The organism is Clostridioides sp. ES-S-0001-03 (assembly GCF_020676075.1).
GTDB lineage: Bacteria > Bacillota > Clostridia > Peptostreptococcales > Peptostreptococcaceae > Clostridioides.
Genome location: NZ_JACVWJ010000004.1, coordinates 439,520 through 460,503, shown reverse-complemented (window position 1 = coordinate 460,503; position 20,984 = coordinate 439,520). Strand labels below are relative to the sequence as shown.

At 28.6% G+C, this 20,984-nt stretch carries 23 protein-coding genes; 22 read left to right on the top strand and 1 reads right to left on the bottom strand.

The annotated features are described in order from the left end of the window. Positions 1–15 precede the first annotated feature (15 nt). From murG to IC174_RS10935, 22 genes are all read left to right on the top strand, one after another. Positions 16–1,233 carry an undecaprenyldiphospho-muramoylpentapeptide beta-N-acetylglucosaminyltransferase gene (murG, locus tag IC174_RS11040; protein WP_227482901.1) on the top strand — a complete coding sequence of 406 codons (1,218 nt, stop codon included), beginning with the start codon at positions 16–18 and terminating at the stop codon, positions 1,231–1,233. Positions 1,234–1,502: 269 nt separating this feature from the next. Then, positions 1,503–2,243, top strand: a complete 741-nt coding sequence (locus IC174_RS11035) for a cell division protein FtsQ/DivIB (RefSeq protein ID WP_227482900.1) — start codon at positions 1,503–1,505, stop codon at positions 2,241–2,243. A gap of 22 nt (positions 2,244–2,265) precedes the next feature. Then, positions 2,266–2,964, top strand: a complete 699-nt coding sequence (locus tag IC174_RS11030; protein WP_227432415.1) for a DUF881 domain-containing protein — start codon at positions 2,266–2,268, stop codon at positions 2,962–2,964. A 4-nt stretch (positions 2,965–2,968) separates the two neighbouring features. After that, complete coding sequence (locus IC174_RS11025; protein WP_227432416.1) at positions 2,969–3,643, top strand: DUF881 domain-containing protein; 675 nt, start codon at positions 2,969–2,971, stop codon at positions 3,641–3,643. A gap of 98 nt (positions 3,644–3,741) precedes the next feature. Next, entirely contained in the window at positions 3,742–4,095 is a 354-nt protein-coding gene (locus tag IC174_RS11020) for a small basic family protein (RefSeq protein ID WP_227432417.1), read from the top strand. A gap of 189 nt (positions 4,096–4,284) precedes the next feature. Further along, on the top strand, positions 4,285–5,445 hold the full coding sequence (gene ftsZ / locus IC174_RS11015) for a cell division protein FtsZ (protein WP_227432418.1): 1,161 nt from the start codon (positions 4,285–4,287) through the stop codon (positions 5,443–5,445). Between the two features lie 262 nt (positions 5,446–5,707). Next, positions 5,708–6,982 carry an ABC transporter substrate-binding protein gene (locus IC174_RS11010; RefSeq protein ID WP_227482899.1) on the top strand — a complete coding sequence of 425 codons (1,275 nt, stop codon included), beginning with the start codon at positions 5,708–5,710 and terminating at the stop codon, positions 6,980–6,982. Between the two features lie 324 nt (positions 6,983–7,306). After that, positions 7,307–8,152 (top strand): sigma-E processing peptidase SpoIIGA, encoded by an 846-nt coding sequence (locus tag IC174_RS11005; RefSeq protein ID WP_227432420.1) that lies wholly within the window; start codon positions 7,307–7,309, stop codon positions 8,150–8,152. Positions 8,153–8,176: 24 nt separating this feature from the next. After that, a complete protein-coding gene (gene sigE / locus IC174_RS11000) occupies positions 8,177–8,899 on the top strand; it encodes an RNA polymerase sporulation sigma factor SigE (protein ID WP_227432421.1) in 723 nt (240 codons plus the stop codon). Between the two features lie 91 nt (positions 8,900–8,990). Then, positions 8,991–9,764, top strand: coding sequence for an RNA polymerase sporulation sigma factor SigG (sigG, locus tag IC174_RS10995; protein ID WP_169468424.1), 774 nt, complete (start codon positions 8,991–8,993; stop codon positions 9,762–9,764). A 104-nt stretch (positions 9,765–9,868) separates the two neighbouring features. Next, positions 9,869–10,132, top strand: coding sequence for a YlmC/YmxH family sporulation protein (locus IC174_RS10990; protein WP_227432422.1), 264 nt, complete (start codon positions 9,869–9,871; stop codon positions 10,130–10,132). Positions 10,133–10,153: 21 nt separating this feature from the next. Further along, complete coding sequence (gene nrdR, locus IC174_RS10985) at positions 10,154–10,615, top strand: transcriptional regulator NrdR (protein ID WP_227432423.1); 462 nt, start codon at positions 10,154–10,156, stop codon at positions 10,613–10,615. Continuing rightward, on the top strand, positions 10,612–11,373 hold the full coding sequence (pgeF, locus tag IC174_RS10980) for a peptidoglycan editing factor PgeF (protein ID WP_413926908.1): 762 nt from the start codon (positions 10,612–10,614) through the stop codon (positions 11,371–11,373). The genes nrdR and pgeF overlap by 4 nt, the downstream gene beginning before the upstream one ends. A 14-nt stretch (positions 11,374–11,387) precedes the next feature. Next, positions 11,388–12,080, top strand: coding sequence for a winged helix-turn-helix domain-containing protein (locus IC174_RS10975; protein WP_227432425.1), 693 nt, complete (start codon positions 11,388–11,390; stop codon positions 12,078–12,080). A gap of 29 nt (positions 12,081–12,109) precedes the next feature. Further along, a complete protein-coding gene (locus IC174_RS10970) occupies positions 12,110–13,396 on the top strand; it encodes a HAMP domain-containing sensor histidine kinase (RefSeq protein ID WP_227482897.1) in 1,287 nt (428 codons plus the stop codon). A gap of 58 nt (positions 13,397–13,454) precedes the next feature. Next, positions 13,455–14,387: a YIEGIA family protein gene (locus IC174_RS10965; protein WP_227482896.1), complete on the top strand. Its 933-nt coding sequence runs from the start codon at positions 13,455–13,457 to the stop codon at positions 14,385–14,387. A gap of 45 nt (positions 14,388–14,432) precedes the next feature. Next, entirely contained in the window at positions 14,433–15,365 is a 933-nt protein-coding gene (locus tag IC174_RS10960) for a YIEGIA family protein (protein ID WP_227432428.1), read from the top strand. 1 nt (position 15,366) lies between these two features. Beyond that, a complete protein-coding gene (locus tag IC174_RS10955; RefSeq protein WP_227432429.1) occupies positions 15,367–15,567 on the top strand; it encodes a capping complex subunit for YIEGIA in 201 nt (66 codons plus the stop codon). Positions 15,568–15,803: 236 nt separating this feature from the next. Beyond that, the gene (locus IC174_RS10950) at positions 15,804–17,132 is read left to right on the top strand and encodes a DUF512 domain-containing protein (RefSeq protein ID WP_227482895.1); all 1,329 of its coding nucleotides are present in this window, start codon (positions 15,804–15,806) and stop codon (positions 17,130–17,132) included. Positions 17,133–17,159: 27 nt separating this feature from the next. Further along, the gene (gene der / locus IC174_RS10945) at positions 17,160–18,485 is read left to right on the top strand and encodes a ribosome biogenesis GTPase Der (RefSeq protein WP_255625500.1); all 1,326 of its coding nucleotides are present in this window, start codon (positions 17,160–17,162) and stop codon (positions 18,483–18,485) included. A 33-nt stretch (positions 18,486–18,518) separates the two neighbouring features. Further along, the gene (gene plsY, locus IC174_RS10940; protein WP_227432431.1) at positions 18,519–19,133 is read left to right on the top strand and encodes a glycerol-3-phosphate 1-O-acyltransferase PlsY; all 615 of its coding nucleotides are present in this window, start codon (positions 18,519–18,521) and stop codon (positions 19,131–19,133) included. Between the two features lie 30 nt (positions 19,134–19,163). After that, positions 19,164–20,183, top strand: a complete 1,020-nt coding sequence (locus tag IC174_RS10935) for an NAD(P)H-dependent glycerol-3-phosphate dehydrogenase (RefSeq protein WP_227432432.1) — start codon at positions 19,164–19,166, stop codon at positions 20,181–20,183. Positions 20,184–20,257: 74 nt separating this feature from the next. Here the strand turns inward: IC174_RS10935 and IC174_RS10930 are convergent, their stop codons facing one another. After that, complete coding sequence (locus IC174_RS10930) at positions 20,258–20,908, bottom strand: TetR/AcrR family transcriptional regulator (RefSeq protein ID WP_227482894.1); 651 nt, start codon at positions 20,906–20,908, stop codon at positions 20,258–20,260. Positions 20,909–20,984: the final 76 nt, after the last annotated feature.

Below are 20,984 nucleotides of genomic sequence, written 5' to 3'. Positions count from 1 at the left end.
GGAGATGATGATTTGATGAAAGTTTTATTATCAGGCGGTGGAACTGGAGGACACGTATATCCAGCTATAGCTATTGCTAACAAAATAAGAGATGAACATCCAGACGCCGAGATAATGTTTGTTGGGACGGAAAAAGGAATAGAATCAGAAATAGTTCCTAAGTATGGATTTGAATTGAAAACTGTAACAGTACAAGGATTTAAGAGAAAAATAGACTTCGATAATGTAAAAAGAGTTTTTAAGCTTTTTAAAGGATTGGAACAATCAAGAAAAATTGTTAAAAAATTTAAGCCAGATGTAGTCATAGGAACTGGTGGATATGTCAGTGGACCTGTTTTATTTAATGCGTCTATGGGAAAAATACCAGCTATAATACATGAGCAAAATTCTTTTCCTGGGGTAACTAATAAGATTTTATCTAAAACAGTTACAAAGGTACTTACAAGTTTTGAAGATTCACATAAAAGATTCCCTGAGGCAGCAGAAGAAAAATTAGTTTTTACAGGAAATCCAGTTAGAAAAGAAATTTTGTTATCAAGAAAAAATATCGCAAGAAAAAATTTAGGAATAAGTGAAGAGAAAAAAATGGTACTTTGCTACGGTGGTAGTGGAGGTTCAAGAAAAATAAATGATGCAATGAGACTTGTCATTAAAAATATGGTAAATGAAGATATAGCTTTTATATTTGCAACAGGAAAAAGCTATTATGAAGAATTTATGGAAAGTATCAGTAATATAAATCTTAAACCATACCAAAAAGTAGTACCTTATTTAGAAGATATGGCAAATGCACTTGCAGCAAGTGATTTAGTTATAGGTAGTGCAGGAGCAATTTCATTAGCTGAAATAACAGCTCTTGGCAAACCTTCTATAATAATACCTAAAGCATATACTGCTGAAAATCATCAAGAGTACAATGCTAAGAGTATAGAGAAGCAAGGGGCAGGGATTGCAATCTTGGAAAAAAACTTAACTCCAGAAAGCCTGAATACAGCCGTATTTAAACTTTTAGGAGATAGAGAACTTTTAGTTGATATGGCAAATGCAAGTAAAACTATAGGTAGACCTGAGGCTATAGACCTTATATATGATGAGATAATAAAGGTATATAACTCAACACAAAAATCAACAGCTAAAAAACCAAAAAAAGAAAAAGCTATTGAGGAAGTAAAGAAAGAAGCAGCTCCAAGTATAGAAGGTCAGGCTAAAGTAATAGGAATAAAGAAACGATAAATAAATATTTACCCCTAATTTATAATATATTAGATTTTCTAAATTATTCTAAATTAGGGGTTTATTTATGTGTATATAAGTTTTAAGTTATAAAATACATATAGTATTTTATATTTATTTTGATGAAATATCAATTTAATCCTCTTTTTTAATGTTTTATTAGATTGTTTTGTAAGAAAATGAGAAAATTTGACTTTAAATATTATATTTTTTTTGTAGGGAATATAAACTCGAAAGGTGTATTTATTAACCAAAGGGGTTGATTGTATTTGAAGAGGAGAAAGAAGCTAAATACGAATAATGTTATGATAGTTTTAGTTTTTATACTTATGCTATCTTTTGGGATATGTATTATTGTAGGGAGTGATTTATTTGATGTAAATAGGATAGATGTGATTGGAAATAAAAGAGTCACCAAGTCAAATATAATGAAAGCGTTAAATGTAAGTTCACATGAAAATATATTTGCATACAATTTTAAAGACATGAAAAGTAAGCTTATGAAAAATCCGTATATAGAAGATGTAGAAATAAAAAGGAAACTTCCAAATAAGATAATTATAAGCTTAAAAGAAAAAGAAATTTTTGCGGTATTAAAGGATGAAGATAACTATTGTTATATAGATAAAAAAGGGAACTTATTAGAGGAATTAAAAGGCACTAATGAAAGTAAAAATGATTTGATAGTGGAAGTAGATTATAGTATTAATGATACAAAATCAATAAAATTTAAAAATTATAAAACTAAAGAGAGTGTATTTAAGACTTTAAATTATTTAAAAGAAGAAGGTATTTATAGAAAAATAAATTATGTAAACTTTAAAAAAGAAGGGAATGTAGATATGCTTACGAGAAGCAATATAAAAATCTTACTTTCTAATGATGATAACTTAGATTATAATATATCTAGGGTAAATAAAATTTTGATTGACCTGCAAAATAAAAATACCAATGGTGGGACTATAAATCTAAATTATGGAAAGCTAGCTGTATATAGTCCAGAAGGATAGACAATTGTAAGGAAGTGATATTTTGAAAAAAAGGTTTATAAATAAGAGTATAATTATAGGAAGTATTGTATTGGGAGTTCTCGTTAGTTTACAACTAAAAATTATTAATATAGAAAATAGAGGAATGACGACTTTTAAGAGAGGCGAGCAACTTACAGAAGAACTTAAATCTCTAAAAAAAGAAAAAGAAAATCTTCAATCAGAAATTAATAGTGTAAAAAAAGATATAGAGACATATAGAGGTAAAAGTGAAAAAGGAGAGCAAGATATACTTAAATCAGAAATAGAAAAATATGAAACTTTAGCTGGATATACAGATGTAGAAGGAAAAGGTATTGAAGTTGAAATAAATTCTACAAAAACTTTAGGAAGCTTTGATAAAAATGACAGTATACTATATAATTATGATTTATTACTGTCAATGATAAATAAATTAAATTCAGCACAAGCAAGTGCCATATCTATAAATAATCAAAGAGTAGTTTCAAATACATATATGTATTTGAAAGAAGATAAACTTTATATGAATGACACTGTTATAAAGGAGCCAATTACAATAAAGGCAATTGGTGATTCTGATACATTAGCTTCTGCGCTCAATATAAAGTATGGTATTGTCTGGGAAATAGAAACATATTATAATGCAAAGGTAAAAGTAATTAAAGAAGATAATGTAAAAATAAATGGACATGGTGATACAGATAAAGTAGAGAGGAAATAATAGTATGAAAAAGAAAATGATTATATTAGGAGCATTCATATTAGGCATTTTCATATCAACTTATATAAAATCACTGAACCCAAATAAAGTGTATATAACATTGAGCCAGACTAAAAATATTGAAAGTGAGATAGAAAATACAAATAAGGAAATAAAAAATCTAAAAGAAGCTCTTAAAAGTAACAAAAAGACTTTAGATGAATATAAGCAAGCAGAAAATAATGGAAATGAATCTATTCAAACATTGATGAAAAAAGAACTTGAAGAAGTTAAAGAGTTAAGTGGTTATTCAGCTGTCACAGGTCCAGGAATAACTATTACTATGAAGGATAGTGAAAGAGAATTAAAAGATGGACAAAATCCAAACGACCTGATTATACATGATATTGACATTCTAAGAGTTTTAAATGATTTGAAAAAAGCAGGTGCAAAAGCAATATCTATAAATGGAGAAAGAGTATTGTCAACAAGTAAGATAAAATGTTCAGGAGCAACTATTACAGTGAATGATACTACATATGGACAACCATTTATAATAAAAGCTATAGGAGATATAGATTTATTGAGTGCAGCTATAAATTCTCCAGAATCATATGCTAAATCTCTAAAGGATATATATGGGATTAATATAAAAATAGAGGAAAATAATGGAAATAGAGTGAATTTATTTGCAAAATAAAACGAAAAATACAAAAAAATAAAGAAAAAATAAAAAAAATTAATAAAAAGGATTGTAATATAGTTGTGTTTCAAAGTAAAATAAAGAGGTGAGGATTTATGATATGGATTTTAGGAGGATTGGCATTTGGTGTGGTAGTAGGTTACTACATTCCATTTACATATTCTATGGATTATTCGATATATATGTCAGTAGCTATTCTTGCAATAATGGATTCTATATTTGGAGCTATAAAATCCAGTTTTGAAGATAACTATGATAATGTAATTTTTGTTACTGGTTTCATAGGTAATGCTATCTTGGCTATATTATTGACTTATATAGGAGAAAAGTTGGGAATTTCACTTTACTATGTGGCAGTATTAGTTTTTGGGATGAGACTATTTAATAATTTATCTATAATTAGACGTTATATCATTGCCAATATTATGAATAAAAAACATAAAAATTAAAGAACTTTTGAGATATACATAAAATATTTTATACTTAAAGAGTAATATTTGACAATATAAGTAAGAAAATTAAAAAGGAAAATTTACGTTTTTGTGGAATATGTTACTTAAAGGTTAACAAAATAAAAGAAGAAAATGATATAATTAATACATACGATAACTTTGAATCATGAGATAAGGGGGTTTATGATGCTAAACTTTGACGTAGAATTAGAAGAATGTGCACAAATTAAAGTAATAGGTGTAGGTGGCGGTGGAAACAATGCTGTCAATAGAATGGTAGAAGCTCAACTTAAAGGCGTTGAATTTATATCAGTAAATACAGATAAACAAGCTTTATATACATCAAAGGCTGAATATAAAGTTCAAATAGGAGAAAAATTAACTAGAGGACTTGGTGCAGGAGCTAATCCAGAAGTAGGAAAAAGAGCTGCAGAAGAAAGTAAAGATGAAATAGTAAAACTACTTCAAGGAGCTGATATGGTATTTGTTACAGCTGGAATGGGTGGTGGTACTGGTACAGGAGCTGCCCCAGTAGTTGCAGGCCTAGCTAAAGAAATGGGTATCCTTACAGTAGGTGTAGTTACAAAACCTTTTGCATTTGAAGGTAAGATAAGAATGAAAAATGCTGAAGGTGGAATAGCTGAGCTTAAGTCAAAGGTAGATACTCTTATAACAATACCAAATGATAGACTTTTACAAATAGTACAAAAGAATACTTCAATGCTGGATGCTTTTGCAGTTGCAGACGATGTGTTAAAACAAGGTATACAATCAATTTCTGACCTTATAGCAGTTGAAGGATTAATAAACTTAGACTTTGCAGATGTTACTACTATAATGAAAGATAAAGGTCTTGCTCATATGGGTATAGGTAGTGCTAGTGGAGAAACTAGAGCTATAGATGCTGCTAGACAAGCTATCCAATCACCACTTTTAGAAACATCAATACAAGGAGCAAAAGGAGTACTTCTTAATGTTACAGGTGGTCCTAACTTAGGATTATTTGAAGTTAATGAAGCATCTACTTTAGTTATGGAATCTTGTGACCCAGAAGCAAATGTTATATTTGGTGCTTCTATAAAAGAAGATTTAGGCGATGAAATAATGATTACAGTAATCGCAACAGGATTTGAAGGTTTACAAGGTGGGATTTTAGATTTGGATACTAAGCCTAAATCAAGTATAAGGTCTTCTCTGAATACAACTGTAAAACAAGTTGTAAAAGAAATAGAAGAAGAAGAAATTGTGGTTGAAGAAAAGATAGAAGCTCCTAAAAAGGCAAGTATAATAGAAGAAGATGATGATGAGAGCATGGAAATACCTACATTTTTAAGAAGAAGAAGATAATATGTAAACTTATAAAGAAGTCAATAGACTTCTTTTTATTTTTTGTACTTTAATCTCCTATTTTTTTTAACATATTTTAATATCAAAAAAAAATAAAAAAGTAAAGTTTTTTCTACTGAGTATAGAAAAAAATGATAGTTATATAAATGGTTATAGTTTTTTATAATTAGACAATGACATTTTTATTTGGTAATATTAAACCTGAATTGAATTGTAAAAATTTGAGGAAAAAGAGAAATTAAAGTCTGAAAGGGGATTAAGTATGATTAAGCTAAAAAAAATTCTTTCTTTAGCCATGGTTGCTATTTTGTCAACATCACTTCTTGCTGGATGTACAAAAAAAGAAGAATCTAAAGGCAAAGATGGCAAAGAAAAATTAGTTGTATGGTCTGCACCGTTAACAGATCATGATGAAGATGCATGGAAACCAATACTTGAGAAATTTGAAAAGGAAAATAACTGTGAAATTGAATTCCAAATAGTACCATGGGATAATTATGCAGAAAAATATGCTACTGCAATCAGTGCAGGTGAGGGGCCAGATATAGGGTATATGTATGCAGAAATGTTTCCTCAATTTATAGAAATGGGAGCAGTTGAAGATTTAACTCCTTATTTAGAAAAATCAGGAACTTCAGATAATTATTTATACTTAGATAATGCAAAAATGATGGGTGGAATTTACGGTTTACCTATAGAAGCTGCTAATCCAGGTGTATTATACTATAATAAAGATATACTAGAAAAATTGGGAGAAAAACCTCCTAAAACGTGGGAAGATTTTAAAAGAATATGTGAAAAAGCAACAAAAGATACTGATGGAGATGGAAAAATAGACCAATGGGGTCTTGCACAAGGTTGGGGTTCTAAAGTGTTTGGTAGTTTGAACTGGAACTGGTATCCATATCTATGGCAAGCTGGTGGAGATATATATAATGATGATTTAAAATCAGTTAAATTTAACAATAAAGAAGGATTAAAAGCTGCAAACTTTATAAATGATATGAAAAAATATATACCAGATAATGCTTTATCAAAAGACAGTAATGAGATGGTTGAAAGTGTATTTGGACCAGGAAAAGCTGCATTTACTATAATGCTGTCTTCTGCTGCTACAAGTACTTTTGATAAATCATTCCCAGACTTAAACTGGGGATATGTAACTTCATTAGAAGATAAAACAGTTGGTAGTTTTGCCTCAGTAGATGATTTAACTTTAATGTCAGCGTGTAAAAACAAAGAACTTGGATTTAAACTTCTTGAATATATGTTAAGCAAAGACTCAATGGAAGCTTTCCATAAAGAGATACCAAGAGCACCAGTTGCTAAAGGTGAAAAATATCAAGGAGATCCAAGATTTGAAGAAATGGTAACAAAAGATAAAAATATGTACAGACCATTAACAGTTGGACCTCATGGAGTAGAAATATATGAACACTTATGGAAACAACTTCAAATGATGATAGCTGGAGACAAAACTCCAGAACAAGCACTAAACGAATCTGCAAAATATGCAAATGAATTGTTAGCACAATAATTTAATTTTATATTTGATTTATAGACTATGCAATTTAATTTTATACAAGTAAACGATTTACTTGCTATATTATTAAGTCGCATAGTCTTTTTTTATGGAAATATTCCAAAGGTAGAGTTGAATAACTTCTACCTAGATATATTGAATTCTACAAAAAAGTCTATTTCTTTGATGCTAAAAAAATATCTTTTGACGACATAAAGTATAAGACATATATCATTGTTATTTTTAAATAGAATTTGTTTTGGATTCGACTGTCAAAAGTGACATAAAATTTTGTACATACTATCTTATAATATGTTTAAAGGTTTTAAGGGGGGATACATGGTGTATATTGAGTACTATGTTATAGAAAACCTAGTAATAAATTATATTATTATAAGTTGTACTTCTATTCTTACTAAAAAATATAATCCTAGAAAAAATAAGTTGCTGGGGGCTAGTTTAGGAGGAGCCTACTCTGTTGCTTATTTATACCCATCAATGGATATACTATTTACAGTGCCATTTAAAATAATAATCATGAGTATTATAACTTTAATTTCATTTAGGACTAAGAGCAAAAAAGATTATGCTCATGTAGCATTAGTTTTTTATTTAGTAAATATTTTTATTTCTGGAAGTACTTATTTTGTAATTTATTTTACAGGAATAAGCCATTTAAAAATATCTTTTTTAATTGCATGTACTTATGTAAGTTGTGAACTATTAAAGTACATTTACAAAGACTTGAAGATGCTTAAATACATCAAAGAGCTTACGAAGACCATAAATATAAACTTATTAGAAAAAAGCTTTTGCTGTAAGGCATTAGTTGATAGTGGAAATTTATTAAAAGACCCAATAAGTCAAAGTGATGTAATAATAGTCAAATCAAGTGTATTAGAAGGATTGATTCCAGAAAATCTATTAAATATTAACTATGAAGATATAGATATGAAAAAAGCTCAGGAAATTATATGTAGTTTAGATGACAGAACTTCAGGGAGAGTTAGAATAATACCTTATAAACATGCTGGAAGTAATAAGACAAGCATAATAATTGGTCTAAAAGCTGATTATGTAGAGGTAGATGAGCAAAAGATAGGAAATATAATACTTGGTATTTCAAATTTTAATGATAGAGAATATGGGGCAATAATGAATCCAAATATATTGCCTGGATTCTAGCTAAAAATTTAAGGGGGACAAAGGATGTTACGATTAAAAGAAAGAATCATAAGCTTTATTACGATGTTAGGTATTAAATTAAAAATAATAAAGCCAAAAGGAATATACTATATGGGTGGAGCCAATATTCTTCCTCCACCACTAAAACCAGCAGAAGAAATGGAACTTTTGCAAAAGCTAGAAACTGATGAAACCGTAAAATCAATTTTAATAGAAAGAAATTTGAGATTAGTAGTCTACATATCAAGAAAATTTGAAAATACAGGGATAGATGTAGAGGATTTAATTTCTATAGGGACTATAGGTTTGATAAAGGCAGTCAATACTTTTAAATTAAATAAAAATATAAAATTAGCAACCTATGCTTCGAGATGTATAGAAAATGAAATACTAATGTATCTAAGAAAAAATAATAAAAAGAAAACGGAGGTATCATTTGATGAGCCTTTAAATATAGACTTAGATGGAAATGAACTTCTATTATCAGATGTTTTAGGTACAGAAAATGATGAAATATATAAAATAATCGAAGAAGAAATAGATAGAGATTTATTGGTTATGGCACTTGACAGATTAAGTGACAGAGAAAAGCAAATTATGGAATTAAGGTTTGGACTTATAGATAAAGGTATTGAAAAAACACAAAAGGAAGTTGCTGGAATGCTTGGAATATCTCAATCCTACATATCTAGACTTGAAAAGAAAATAATTTCAAGATTACAAAAAGAAATGAAAAAATTTGTATAATGCTAAATTAATTCTTCTTAAAAAGTATAAAAAAATTGGAAATGTAAATAATTTCAATAGATGAATACTTTTTGAGAGAGGACTGAAATGTATGCAAGTTAATAAGGTTGAAATATGTGGTGTTAATACATCTGAACTTCCAGTTCTTAAAAATAAGCAAATGAAGGAACTTTTATTACAAATAAAAAGTGGTGATGAAGAAGCCAGACAACAATTTGTAAGAGGAAATTTAAGGTTAGTCTTGAGTGTAATAAAAAAATTTAACAACAGAGGAGAAAATATAGACGATTTATTTCAAATAGGTTGTATTGGTCTTATAAAAGCTATAGATAATTTTGATTTAAGTCAAAATGTCAGATTTTCAACTTATGCTGTTCCTATGATTATAGGAGAAATTAGAAGATACTTAAGAGACAATAATCCAATCAGAGTTAGTAGATCATTAAAAGATATAGCATATAAGGCACTACAAGTTAGAGAAAGATTAATTAGAACAAATTCAAAAGAACCAACAGTATCAGAAATAGCAAAGGAATTAGAATTAGAAGTAGAGTCAGTTGTAATGGCACTTGATGCTATACAAGATCCAATATCTTTATTTGACCCAGTATATCAAGATAATGGAGATGCCATATTTGTAATGGATCAGGTTCAAGACAAAAAAGATACTGATGAAAACTGGTTGCAAGAAATATCACTTAAGGAAGCTATTAAAAAATTAAATAGTAGAGAAAAGTTGGTATTAGATTTAAGATTTTACAAAGGAAGAACTCAGATAGAAGTTGCTGATGAAATCGGTATATCTCAAGCACAAGTATCAAGAATTGAAAAAAATGCTTTAAAAAATATGAGAAAGTATGTATAAGTAATCCATGGAATGTAAACATAATTTTAAATTTAAATGACCTATATAGGTCATTTTTTTTTATCCAAATACATATTTATTTTTAAAGGAAGGGTGAGTATAATATGATTAGAGTTTCTGATATAATGGAAAAAGAAATTATAAATGTAAAAAATGGAAAAAGGATGGGTTTCATAATCGACATAGATATGGATATTCATGAGGGAAAAGTAGTCTCATTTACCATTTTTGGAGATGGAAGTAGAAGTTTTTTTTCAAGAGGAGGGGATGAAGAAGTTATATTTTGGAATGATATACTTAAAATAGGTTGTGATACAATAATAGTAAATATAGGTTCAGAATTAAGCTTAGATGAATTTGATATATAGCTAAACAAAGGAGGAATACAGATGCAATGTCCTTATTGCAATTATAAAGAATCAAAGGTAATAGATTCTAGACATACAGATTTAAAATCTATTAGAAGAAGACGTGAATGTGAATTATGTAAAAAGAGATTTACTACTTATGAAAAAATAGAAACTACTCCTTTAATGGTTATTAAAAAAGATAATAGTAGAGAGTATTTTGATAGAGAAAAAATAAAATATGGACTATTAAAGGCATGTGAAAAAAGACCTGTATCTGTTGAAGATATTGAGAATATAGTTGTACATATTGAAAATGAAATAAATAAATGCTTTATAGAAGAAATCGAAACCAAAAGAATTGGTGAAATGGTAATGGATAAATTGAAAGATTTAGATGAAGTTGCCTATGTAAGATTTGCTTCTGTGTATAGACAATTTAAAGATATAAATACTTTTGTAAATGAACTTAAAAGTATACTAATAGAAAAAGGAGACAAATGATGAAAGATTATATAAATCTAAAAAGTGTAGAAGATATTAAAGAGTATGTTAACTTAAGTAGCAATTGTAAAGAAATTGATGAAAAATTAAATTCTATAAATCTAGTTATAACTTGTAAAAATATAGATGCAAAAAGTAAAGAAGACATGTTAAGGGTTTGCAAGGAATGCGATTTAATGTTTGAAAATTTAACTAGTAATTCTCAAATACATTCAGACATAGTTAACATAGTTAGTAGAGAGAATATAGGACAAAGAATAGAAGGAGATGCACTTATAACAAACTTAGAGAAAGTACCACTTTTATTGTTTACAGCAGATTGCGTACCTATATCAATTATAGATGCTAAAAATAAAGCCATAGGACTGGCACATGCTGGCTGGAAAGGTACTTTTAGTAATATAGGTCACAAAACAATAAAATTGATGTCTGAGACTTATAAAACAGCTCCTGAAGATTTGATATGTATAATTGGACCATCAATTGGACCTTGTTGTTATGAAGTTTCTGAGGAGTTAGTAGAAAAATTTAACACAATTCTTACAAATAATGATGAAAAGTTCTATATAATAAAAGAGGGAAGTTACTATTTAGATTTATGGAAAATTAATGAGTATATGCTGAGATGTAGTGGAGTCAAAAAAGAAAATATAATAAATTTAAATCTATGCACTAGTTGTAGAGCAGATGAATTCCACTCTTATAGAAAACATAATAAGGCATCAGAGCGAATAGGAACGGTACTACAGATAAAATAGAGAGGAGCTTTTTAATGAATACTAAAGTGCTTGTTATAGACGATGAAATGCATATAGTTGAGCTATTAAAATTCAATTTGGAGGTGTCAAACTACGAAGTTAGTTATTCATATGATGGATTTGATGGATTTATAAAAGCTAAGGAAGTTAAACCAGATTTAATACTTTTAGATTGGATGCTACCAAATATAAGTGGAATAGAAGTATTGAGAAAAATAAGAAGTGATAAAGACTTGAAAAATATTCCTGTTATAATGCTTACTGCTAAAAATATGGAAAATGACAAGGTTGAAGGGCTTGAAGTAGGTGCTGATGATTATATAACCAAGCCATTTAGTATAAAAGAATTGTTAGCTAGGGTTAGCTCTGTTTTAAGAAGATATAACTTAACTAGTACAGGCGAAGAAAATAATATACTTACCACAGGTAATTTAAAACTAGATTTATCAAAACATGAAGTTACTAAAGGTTCTGAAAAGATAGAGTTAACACTTAAAGAGTTTGAACTGTTAAAATTATTAATTCAGAATAAAGGTAAAGTACTTTCAAGAAACTATCTTTTAGATAAAATATGGGGCTATGAATACTATGGAGAAACTAGAACAGTAGATGTCCATATAAGATATTTAAGAAAAAAAATAGAAGATGAAGATAAATCAGAAAAATATATAGAAACTATAAGAGGTGTAGGATACAAAATAGATTAGAAAAAGTTATATTTTAGGAGTGTTATCTTGTGGAAGAATTAAATAGCATATATTTTTTTATTGTTATGTTGTCTATAGCCATTGTAATATTGTCTGTAAGATATACAGTAACACTAAGAAAATATTTAAAAGAGTTTATATACGTTTCAAAAAAAGTAAGTAACAAGGAATTTCATGCTAGGTTGAATATATCAGCTAAAGGCGAATTAGGCGAATTAGCCAGAAATTTTAATCATATGATAAAAAATATGGATGATACATTGGAAGAAGTACAATATAAACATTTACAATTAAGGTCTATATTAAAGAGTATATCTCATGGAATTTTAGCTATAGATGTAAATGGAAACATATTATTGATAAATGATGAAGCTAAAGAAATGATAAAGAGTGAACCAAACAAACTAGTTGAAGGACATAATATCAATGCTGTAATAAAAGAAGAAGAAATATTAAAGCAGATACTTCAATTTATAGGTTCTAAAGAAAATGAAACTGCAAAGATTACTACTAAAGATGATATAGTATACAAAATAAAAGTGGATCCAGTTTATCTTCAAAATACCAATAATGTAATAATTGGCTCAATAGTAAACATAGAAGATATTACTAAAAAAGTGAAGCTTGAAAATATGAGAAGTGATTTTGTTGCTAATGTAAGTCATGAACTTAAAACACCACTTACATCTATAAGTGGATTTGTTGAAACATTAAAATCCAATGAAAATATAGATGCAAACACTAGAAATAGGTTTTTGGAAATAATAGAAAGTGAATCAGACAGATTAAAAAGATTGATTGACGACATATTATTATTATCATTTGTAGAAAATAAAGACACTCTTCTAATGGAAGATGTTGTAATATACGATGTATTTAGAGAAGTATATGAAATAACTCAACGTTCAGCTAGTGAAAAAAACATAGAAGTTTTATATAAATGTGATGATAAATCAATAAACATACTTTCTAATAGAGATTATATCAAACAAGTATTTTTAAATTTAGTTGATAATGCTATAAAATATACTCAAGATAATGGTATTGTACAAGTGGTAGTTTTAAAAGATGAAGAAAAAATAATAATCAAAGTTATAGATAATGGTGTTGGAATACCAAAAGAAGATGTAGAACGTATCTTTGAACGCTTCTATAGAGTAGATAAAGCAAGAAGTAGAGATGTAGGAGGAACGGGTTTAGGATTGGCTATAACGAAGCATATAGTCAAATCATTAAATGGATGTATAAAAGTAAAAAGTGAACTTGGTATTGGTAGCGAATTTATTGTTACAATCCTACAAAAAAAATTTCCTTAAATAGAAGGAAATTTTTTTTGTTTTTTGCACAAACTATATAAGAGAAGGAGCTGAGAAAATGGAAGAAAGCTTATTAGGTGCCAATTTATTTAGACACTCTTTTATAGTAGCAGTAATTATAGGAATATTATGTAGAGGATTAGTTTTAAGAGTTACAGACAAGCAATACCCATCGAGACCACAAGATTATTTAGAGCAAATAATAATATCAGGGCTTTCAGCTTCATTGGGTGCAATAGCATTACCTGCACTTATAGATAAGGAGTTTGCAGCATTAACATTTTTTGCAGTAGCGATACAACAATTTCAAGGTCTTGCAGAGCAGGAAAGAATAACATTAAAAAATATAGACAATGAAGAATTAGTACCAAAGGGAGATGCTTATGTAGAAGAAATAGCATCTACGTATGAATCTAGAAGTTATATCAGTCTTTTTTCTGCATTAGTATCTTCTATAGTTTATATTACTGTTTCAAAACGATATGACCTTAGCTTTATTTATTGTACAATACTAGCTGTTATAGCAGGAGCTTTGGTTGGTTTAATTTTTAGAAGGTTTCTAAGACGAAATAGTATAGCAGATATAGCAGATATAGTTCCTGCTGAAGTAAGTTTTGAAGGGCCTATTTTAAAAGTAAATGGTGTAATAATAACTAATATAGGTTTAGAGAATACAAGAGAAAAATATAAAAATGAATGTTTAGCTATAGAAATTATACCAAGAGATTTGGGTGCATTTGGGATAGTAAATGATATAGGACAAAGACAAGCTATAATACATAATCTATTTATTCATATGGGTATAGATAAAGATGTAGATGAGGTTGATATTGTAGCTATATCTAAAACTAACTTAGAAAAAAGCACTGTGGTTATACCATATATACCAATAGTCAAGGATATAGATGTAATGATAGATGTAGTAAAAAGTACTCCTATCATAGAGACATCAAAAGGAAAACAGAGTGATTTTTCTAGAAAGACTTTGTAGATTTATAAGTGAACATTTTATATTAGATATTTTAGGAGTGATTTAATGGATAGAGTATTTTTTGTTGCAGTTATTATTGGTATAACATCAAGAGTTATAATGTTGAATTTAGACCAAAAACAGTATCCTACACAACCAAATGTTTTACTATCTCAGCTCATATTAGCCTTTGTTGCTTCGGCATTAGGAGCATTACTAGTTCCAGCTCTTATAAATCGTTCTTATACATCGATAACATTTTTATCTTTGGCAGCAGAACAGTTTAGACAAGTAAGAGCAAATAGAAGGAATACATTACAAAACTTAGAAGAAGTTCAACTTGTAAAAAGAGGAGCTGCATTTATAGAAGAGATAGCTAGAACTTATGAAGTAAGAAATTATATGTGCATAGTTACATCTTTTTTAACAATAGGATTATATTATGTAATTATTGAAGAAACTAAAATAAGTGAAGGTATGAGTTTGATAATAAGTTCAATTTGTGGTTTATTATTAGCTTTCATACTTAAAAAACTTCTTACTAGAAAAAGTATTGGAGATATAGCTGATGTAATGCCTGCTGATATTAGCTTCGTAAATGAATCTATATTGAAGGTGGGAGATTTAAAAGGAATAACAAATATAGGTCTAAAAAGTGATAGAGAAGTATATATTAATAGAGGTGTAGGAATACAAATAATTCCTAAAAATAGAGATTATGCTAATGCAGGAATATTATTTGATTCGGGTCAAAGACAAGCTATAGTATACAATATATATTCAAGATTAGGTTTATATGGAGATTATGAAGAACCTGCATTTGTACCATTACCTAGACGAAATAAAGATGATGAAAGTATAATGATTGCTTATTTACCAATAGATAGGAATGTTGAAAAGGTAATGGAAGCTGTAAAATCATGTCCAATACTTTCAAGTTCTAAAGGTAAAAACTTATCACTGAAAAACTATAAAATAGGAAAGAAAGGAAGTGCATAAAATGGGAATGGATATAGGTCTAAATGAATATACCCTAGCAATAGTTACACTAGATAAAAATATGAGAAATGGTGGAGGTTGTCCAATATTTTATGCAAATGATGAAAAAGACTTGCAAAATAAGGCGATGCTCATGTCAAAGTGTGTAGGTGGAATGGTTCACGATATGACTAATGGAACATTAATAATAGTAAAGCATTAAAACGATAAGATACTTTTAAGAGCAAATAATGTTCAAATTTATAAAATATTTAAATTTGAATATTATTTGTTTTAATCTTTTTATAGCTATTTACTTATATTGACTATTAGAATTAAAATGTGTTATTATGACATGAAATGTTTAAAAATGCTATTGTAAAATATAATAAAGTAATAAACTGTATATGAAAATATATTATAATAAATATTGATGAATATAAAAGAGTGGTGAAAAAAATGGAAGTAAATGTAAAAAAAATAAATAATATTATAAGTAAAGTTTACAAAGATAGTATTGCAGAAGAAATAGGTATAGAAGTAGGAGATTTACTTATATCTGTAAATGAACAGCCAATACATGATATAATAGAGTATAGATTCTTACTAAGTGATGAGTATTTAGAGGTAGAGATACAAAAAAAAGATGGCGAAGTCTACATATATGAGATAGAAAAAGACTATGATGAAGATTTGGGTGTTGAATTTACAAATCCAATAATTGACCAAGCTAAAAGTTGTAGAAATAAATGTATGTTTTGTTTTATAGACCAATTGCCAGAAGGAATGAGAGAAACACTTTATTTTAAAGATGATGACTCAAGATTGTCTTTTTTACAAGGAAATTTTGTTACACTTACAAATATGAGCGAAGAAGATATAAATAATATAATTAAATACAGAATAAGTCCTATAAATATATCTGTGCACACAACTAATCCAGAATTAAGACAAAAAATGATAAGTAATAAATTTGCAGGAAAATTATATGGTATAATGAAGAGATTGGCAGATGCTCATATAGAGATGAACTGTCAAATTGTTTTATGTCCAGGTATAAATGATGGAAAGGAATTGGATAGAACAATAAAAGAATTAGCTCAACTTTATCCATATGTAAATAGTGTTGCTATAGTTCCAGTTGGAATTACAAAGCATAGAGAAAATTTAGTAGAATTAAATATATTTGATAATAAGGGTGCAAGTAAAACTATAGAGCAAATACATGAAATACAACAGATATATCTTGAGAAAATAGGAACTCGATTTGCATTTTTATCAGATGAATTTTATATATTATCTAGTAGAGAATTGCCTGGATATGAAGAGTATGAAGGATTTTTACAGTTTGAAGATGGTGTAGGTATGATACGTAAGTTAAAAACAGATATTGAAGAGTATCTAAACACATTGTCTGAGAATATTCTCAAAAGAGATAAAAAGGTATCAATAGCTACTGGACATTCTGCATATGAATTTATACAAAGTATGGCAGATGCTATGATGGACAAGTTTAAAAATCTTCAAATAGATGTTTATGAAATAAAAAACAAGTTTTTTGGAGAAACAATAACAGTATCAGGCCTTTTAACAGCTAAAGATTTAAAAGAGCAACTTGAGCATAAGGAATTGGGAGAAGCTCTTTATATAACAAGAAGTATGTTAAAAGCAGATGAAGAAATTTTCTTAGATAATATTGAACTAAATCAGTTAGAAGAACTTATGAAAATAAAAATTATCCCATGTTTAAATGAAGGAAAAGATTTTGTGGATAAAATTTTAAAATAGAAAACAAAAGATGGAAGGAGAAACAACATGAGTATAAGTAGGCCAGTTGTAGCTGTAGTTGGGAGACCAAATGTTGGTAAGTCTACAATATTTAATAAATTTGCAGGAAAAAGGATATCAATAGTTGAAGATACACCAGGAGTTACAAGAGATAGAATATTTGCAGAAGTAGAATGGTTAGATAAATATTTTACATTAGTAGATACAGGAGGTATTGAGCCTGATAGCGAAGATATAATATTATCTCAAATGAGAAATCAAGCCATGCTTGCAATGGATATGTCACATGTAATACTTTTTATAGTTGATGGCAAGGCTGGAATAACAGCTGCTGATAAAGAAATTGCTCAGATACTTAGAAAAACAAAAAAACCAGTAATTTTAGTGGTTAATAAAATTGATAGTCAAAGTCAGTTTGACAATATATACGATTTTTATGAATTAGGTTTTGGAACTCCTTTTGGAGTGTCAGGAGCCAATAGTATGGGATTTGGAGACTTATTAGATGAGATAGTTCAAAATTTTCCAGCAGGATTAGATACAGAGTATGAAGAAGATATAATAAGAGTAGCTATAACAGGTAAGCCAAATGCAGGAAAGAGTTCTATACTTAATAAGATATTAGGAGAAGAAAGAGTAATTGTAAGTCCAATTGCAGGAACTACTAGGGATGCAATAGATACTTATTTTGAAAAAAATGGACAGAAATTTCTTCTTATAGATACAGCAGGGCTTAGAAGAAAGAGCAAAATATATGAGACGATAGAAAAATATAGCGTAATAAGAGCTATGAGTGCTGTAGATAGAGCAGATGTTGTGTTAATAGTTATAGACGCTTTGGAAGGCGTTACAGAGCAGGATACAAAAGTTGCAGGTATAGCACATGACGAAGGCAAGGGATGTATATTTGTAGTCAATAAATGGGACTTAATAGAAAAAGATAATAAGACAATGAATAATTACACAAAAGATATAAAAGAAAAATTCCCATTTATGATGTATGCTCCAATAGTATTTGTTTCTGCAAAGACTAATCAAAGAATGAATAAAATATTAGACACAGTTGAATATGTATCAAATGAACATTCTAAGAGAATATCAACTTCAGCATTAAATGAAGTAATTGGAGAAGCTGTAATGTTAAATCAGCCACCATCTGATAAAGGTAGAAGATTAAAAATTTACTATGGAACTCAAACAGACATTAGACCTCCTAAAATTACTTTATTTATAAATGACAAGAACTTAACTCACTTCTCATATCAAAGATACCTTGAAAATAAGATAAGAGAAAACTTTGGATTTGAAGGAACTTCTATAAAGTTTGAGTATAGACAAAAAAATAAAAAGTAAATATCTAAAATATAACTAAAGGGGGTAAGTTCAGTGGAAATATTTAGTTATATAATTATTGCTGTAATTGCATACTTATTAGGCAATATATCAACTTCGTATATAGTTGCAAAGCGAATTGCTGGGGTTGATATAAGGACTCAAGGTTCGGGTAATGCAGGCTCGACAAATGTACTTAGAACACTTGGGAAAAGAGCAGGAGCAATGACTTTTTTAGGTGATGTTTTTAAAGGTGTAATTGCTGTTTTGATATCGGAAATTGCAGCAAAGTTGGTTGGTATAGATACTCTTTTAGCTGGATATCTAGCAGTTATATGTGTTGTAGCAGGTCATAATTGGCCAGCAGTTTTAGGATTTAGAGGGGGTAAAGGTGTTGCAACTTCACTAGGTGCAATGCTTGCTGTAAATCCAGCAATAACATTAATGTGTTTGGCAGTGTTTATATTGGTGGTAATTATAACAAAATATGTCTCATTAGGTTCTGTTGTTGGTATAGGTTGTTCACCAATATTTATGATTATAGCAAAAAATAAAGCAGGGTTAGTTGTAGCTTTGTTTTTAACCATATCAGTAATATATAATCACAGAGCAAATATAAAGCGATTATTAAATGGGACAGAAAGAAAAATTGGTCAAAAGAAAGAATAGTAAATATATTATACTCAGGTGGTGTTAAACATGGAGAAAGTATGTGTATTAGGTACTGGAAGTTGGGGAAGTGCATTAGCTTTAGGCCTTGCAAATAAAGGTAATGATGTTAGCATGTGGACTCGAAAAGAAGAACAAGCTAAAAAAATAAACAGGACTAAAGAAAATACAGACTATTTACCAGGAGTATTATTTCCACATAATATAACTATAAGTACTGATATAGAAAAAACTATAGAAAATTGCAAAGTAATAGTTTTAGCAGTTCCATCTCAAGCAGTAAGAAGTACTTGTGAAAAAATAAAACCCTTTGTAAAAGCTGGACAAATTATCGTTAATGTAGCAAAAGGTCTTGAAAAAGGCACTGGACTTAGATTGTCTCAGGTATGTGAAGAAGAATTGCCACAAAATCCATATGTAATACTATCTGGCCCATCTCATGCTGAAGAAGTAGCAAGAAATATACCTACTACAGTAGTAGTAGCCTCTAAAGAATTAAAAATAGCACAGAGCATACAGGATTTATTTATGAGCCCTAAACTTAGAGTTTATACAAATCCAGATATAGTTGGAGTTGAACTTGGAGGAGCATTAAAAAATATTATAGCTTTTGGCGCTGGTATATGTGATGGTTTAGGGTATGGTGACAATGCAAAAGCAGCTCTTATGACAAGAGGAATTAGTGAAATGAGTAGACTTGGTACTGCTATGGGAGCTAACATGTCTACATTTGCAGGCCTTTCAGGCATTGGAGATTTAATAGTTACTTGTACAAGCATGCATAGTAGAAATAGAAGAGCGGGTATACTTATAGGTCAAGGTATGAGCTTAGAAGATACATTAAAAGAAGTAAAGATGGTTGTAGAAGGAATAACGGCTACTGAAGTAGCACATGATGTTGCTGAAAAGCTGAATATAGATATGCCAATAACTAATGCTATATATTCTGTGATAACTAAAGGTGCAAATCCTAAAGAAGTTGGAATAGAGCTAATGATGAGAAGTAAAAAGCACGAAATGGAAGAAGTAGTTTTAGGTGATGATATATAAACTTATTGCATAATAAAATAAAAAAATAATAGACATGTTTTAGCCCTCTTTATATAAAGAGGGCTATTTTAATATTACTTAGCATGTTTTATTATGTATTCAATAGAAGAAATCATTTTCATAGTTAATTCATCATCATTAGAGTTTTTTCCTGTGTTCTTTTTTAAGAATAATAGATTTTGATAAAAAGAAATAATTATATCATTGATTATGTCTAAATCTTTAGCTGGTATATATCCAGTATCTACAAGATTGTTCAACAGTATTTTATTTCTTTCTTTTATACTTTTTCCTGTAATCATTAAAGATATATCACTGTCATGAATACCTAAGTCCTCTGGAAACATATCATAATATTGTTTTGTTATATAACTAAGCTCATCACTGGACAAGTTAAAAAATACCTGATAAAAAGCTTGGGCATTTTCAAAAGAATGTTTACAAAATAATTTCCACATAATTATATATTTCTTATATTCATCATTTACATTCTCTATACACCTTGAAATATTCAAGTTATAATCTTTAAAATATTTTATAGATGCAAATGATATTAGATGGTCTAAATTTTTAAAGTAGTTGTATAGGGTTGAACTGTTATAGCCAGCCATATCTGCAACCTTACGAAGTGTAATATTTTCTATTCCTTCATTTTCCATAATGTTTTGAGCAGCTTCTATGAAATACATCAATATCCTTTTCTTTTGTAACTCTTTATTTGTCATTTTATTCACCTACAAATAATCAATATAGTTTATATAATCGTGATTTTATCATTAAATTTGCCATAAATCAAGAATA

Excerpts from the sequence above, each read along its gene's own strand:
- murG (WP_227482901.1), top strand. The coding sequence starts at position 16 with ATGAAAGTTTTATTATCAGGCGGTGGAACTGGAGGACACGTATATCCA.
- IC174_RS11025 (WP_227432416.1), top strand. The coding sequence starts at position 2,969 with ATGAAAAAGAAAATGATTATATTAGGAGCATTCATATTAGGCATTTTC.
- IC174_RS11020 (WP_227432417.1), top strand. The coding sequence starts at position 3,742 with ATGATATGGATTTTAGGAGGATTGGCATTTGGTGTGGTAGTAGGTTAC.
- ftsZ (WP_227432418.1), top strand. The coding sequence starts at position 4,285 with ATGCTAAACTTTGACGTAGAATTAGAAGAATGTGCACAAATTAAAGTA.
- IC174_RS11010 (WP_227482899.1), top strand. The coding sequence starts at position 5,708 with ATGATTAAGCTAAAAAAAATTCTTTCTTTAGCCATGGTTGCTATTTTG.
- IC174_RS11005 (WP_227432420.1), top strand. The coding sequence starts at position 7,307 with ATGGTGTATATTGAGTACTATGTTATAGAAAACCTAGTAATAAATTAT.
- sigE (WP_227432421.1), top strand. The coding sequence starts at position 8,177 with ATGTTACGATTAAAAGAAAGAATCATAAGCTTTATTACGATGTTAGGT.
- sigG (WP_169468424.1), top strand. The coding sequence starts at position 8,991 with ATGCAAGTTAATAAGGTTGAAATATGTGGTGTTAATACATCTGAACTT.
- IC174_RS10990 (WP_227432422.1), top strand. The coding sequence starts at position 9,869 with ATGATTAGAGTTTCTGATATAATGGAAAAAGAAATTATAAATGTAAAA.
- nrdR (WP_227432423.1), top strand. The coding sequence starts at position 10,154 with ATGCAATGTCCTTATTGCAATTATAAAGAATCAAAGGTAATAGATTCT.
- pgeF (WP_413926908.1), top strand. The coding sequence starts at position 10,612 with ATGATGAAAGATTATATAAATCTAAAAAGTGTAGAAGATATTAAAGAG.
- IC174_RS10975 (WP_227432425.1), top strand. The coding sequence starts at position 11,388 with ATGAATACTAAAGTGCTTGTTATAGACGATGAAATGCATATAGTTGAG.
- IC174_RS10965 (WP_227482896.1), top strand. The coding sequence starts at position 13,455 with ATGGAAGAAAGCTTATTAGGTGCCAATTTATTTAGACACTCTTTTATA.
- IC174_RS10960 (WP_227432428.1), top strand. The coding sequence starts at position 14,433 with ATGGATAGAGTATTTTTTGTTGCAGTTATTATTGGTATAACATCAAGA.
- IC174_RS10955 (WP_227432429.1), top strand. The coding sequence starts at position 15,367 with ATGGGAATGGATATAGGTCTAAATGAATATACCCTAGCAATAGTTACA.
- IC174_RS10950 (WP_227482895.1), top strand. The coding sequence starts at position 15,804 with ATGGAAGTAAATGTAAAAAAAATAAATAATATTATAAGTAAAGTTTAC.
- der (WP_255625500.1), top strand. The coding sequence starts at position 17,160 with ATGAGTATAAGTAGGCCAGTTGTAGCTGTAGTTGGGAGACCAAATGTT.
- IC174_RS10935 (WP_227432432.1), top strand. The coding sequence starts at position 19,164 with ATGGAGAAAGTATGTGTATTAGGTACTGGAAGTTGGGGAAGTGCATTA.
- IC174_RS10930 (WP_227482894.1), bottom strand. The coding sequence starts at position 20,908 with ATGACAAATAAAGAGTTACAAAAGAAAAGGATATTGATGTATTTCATA.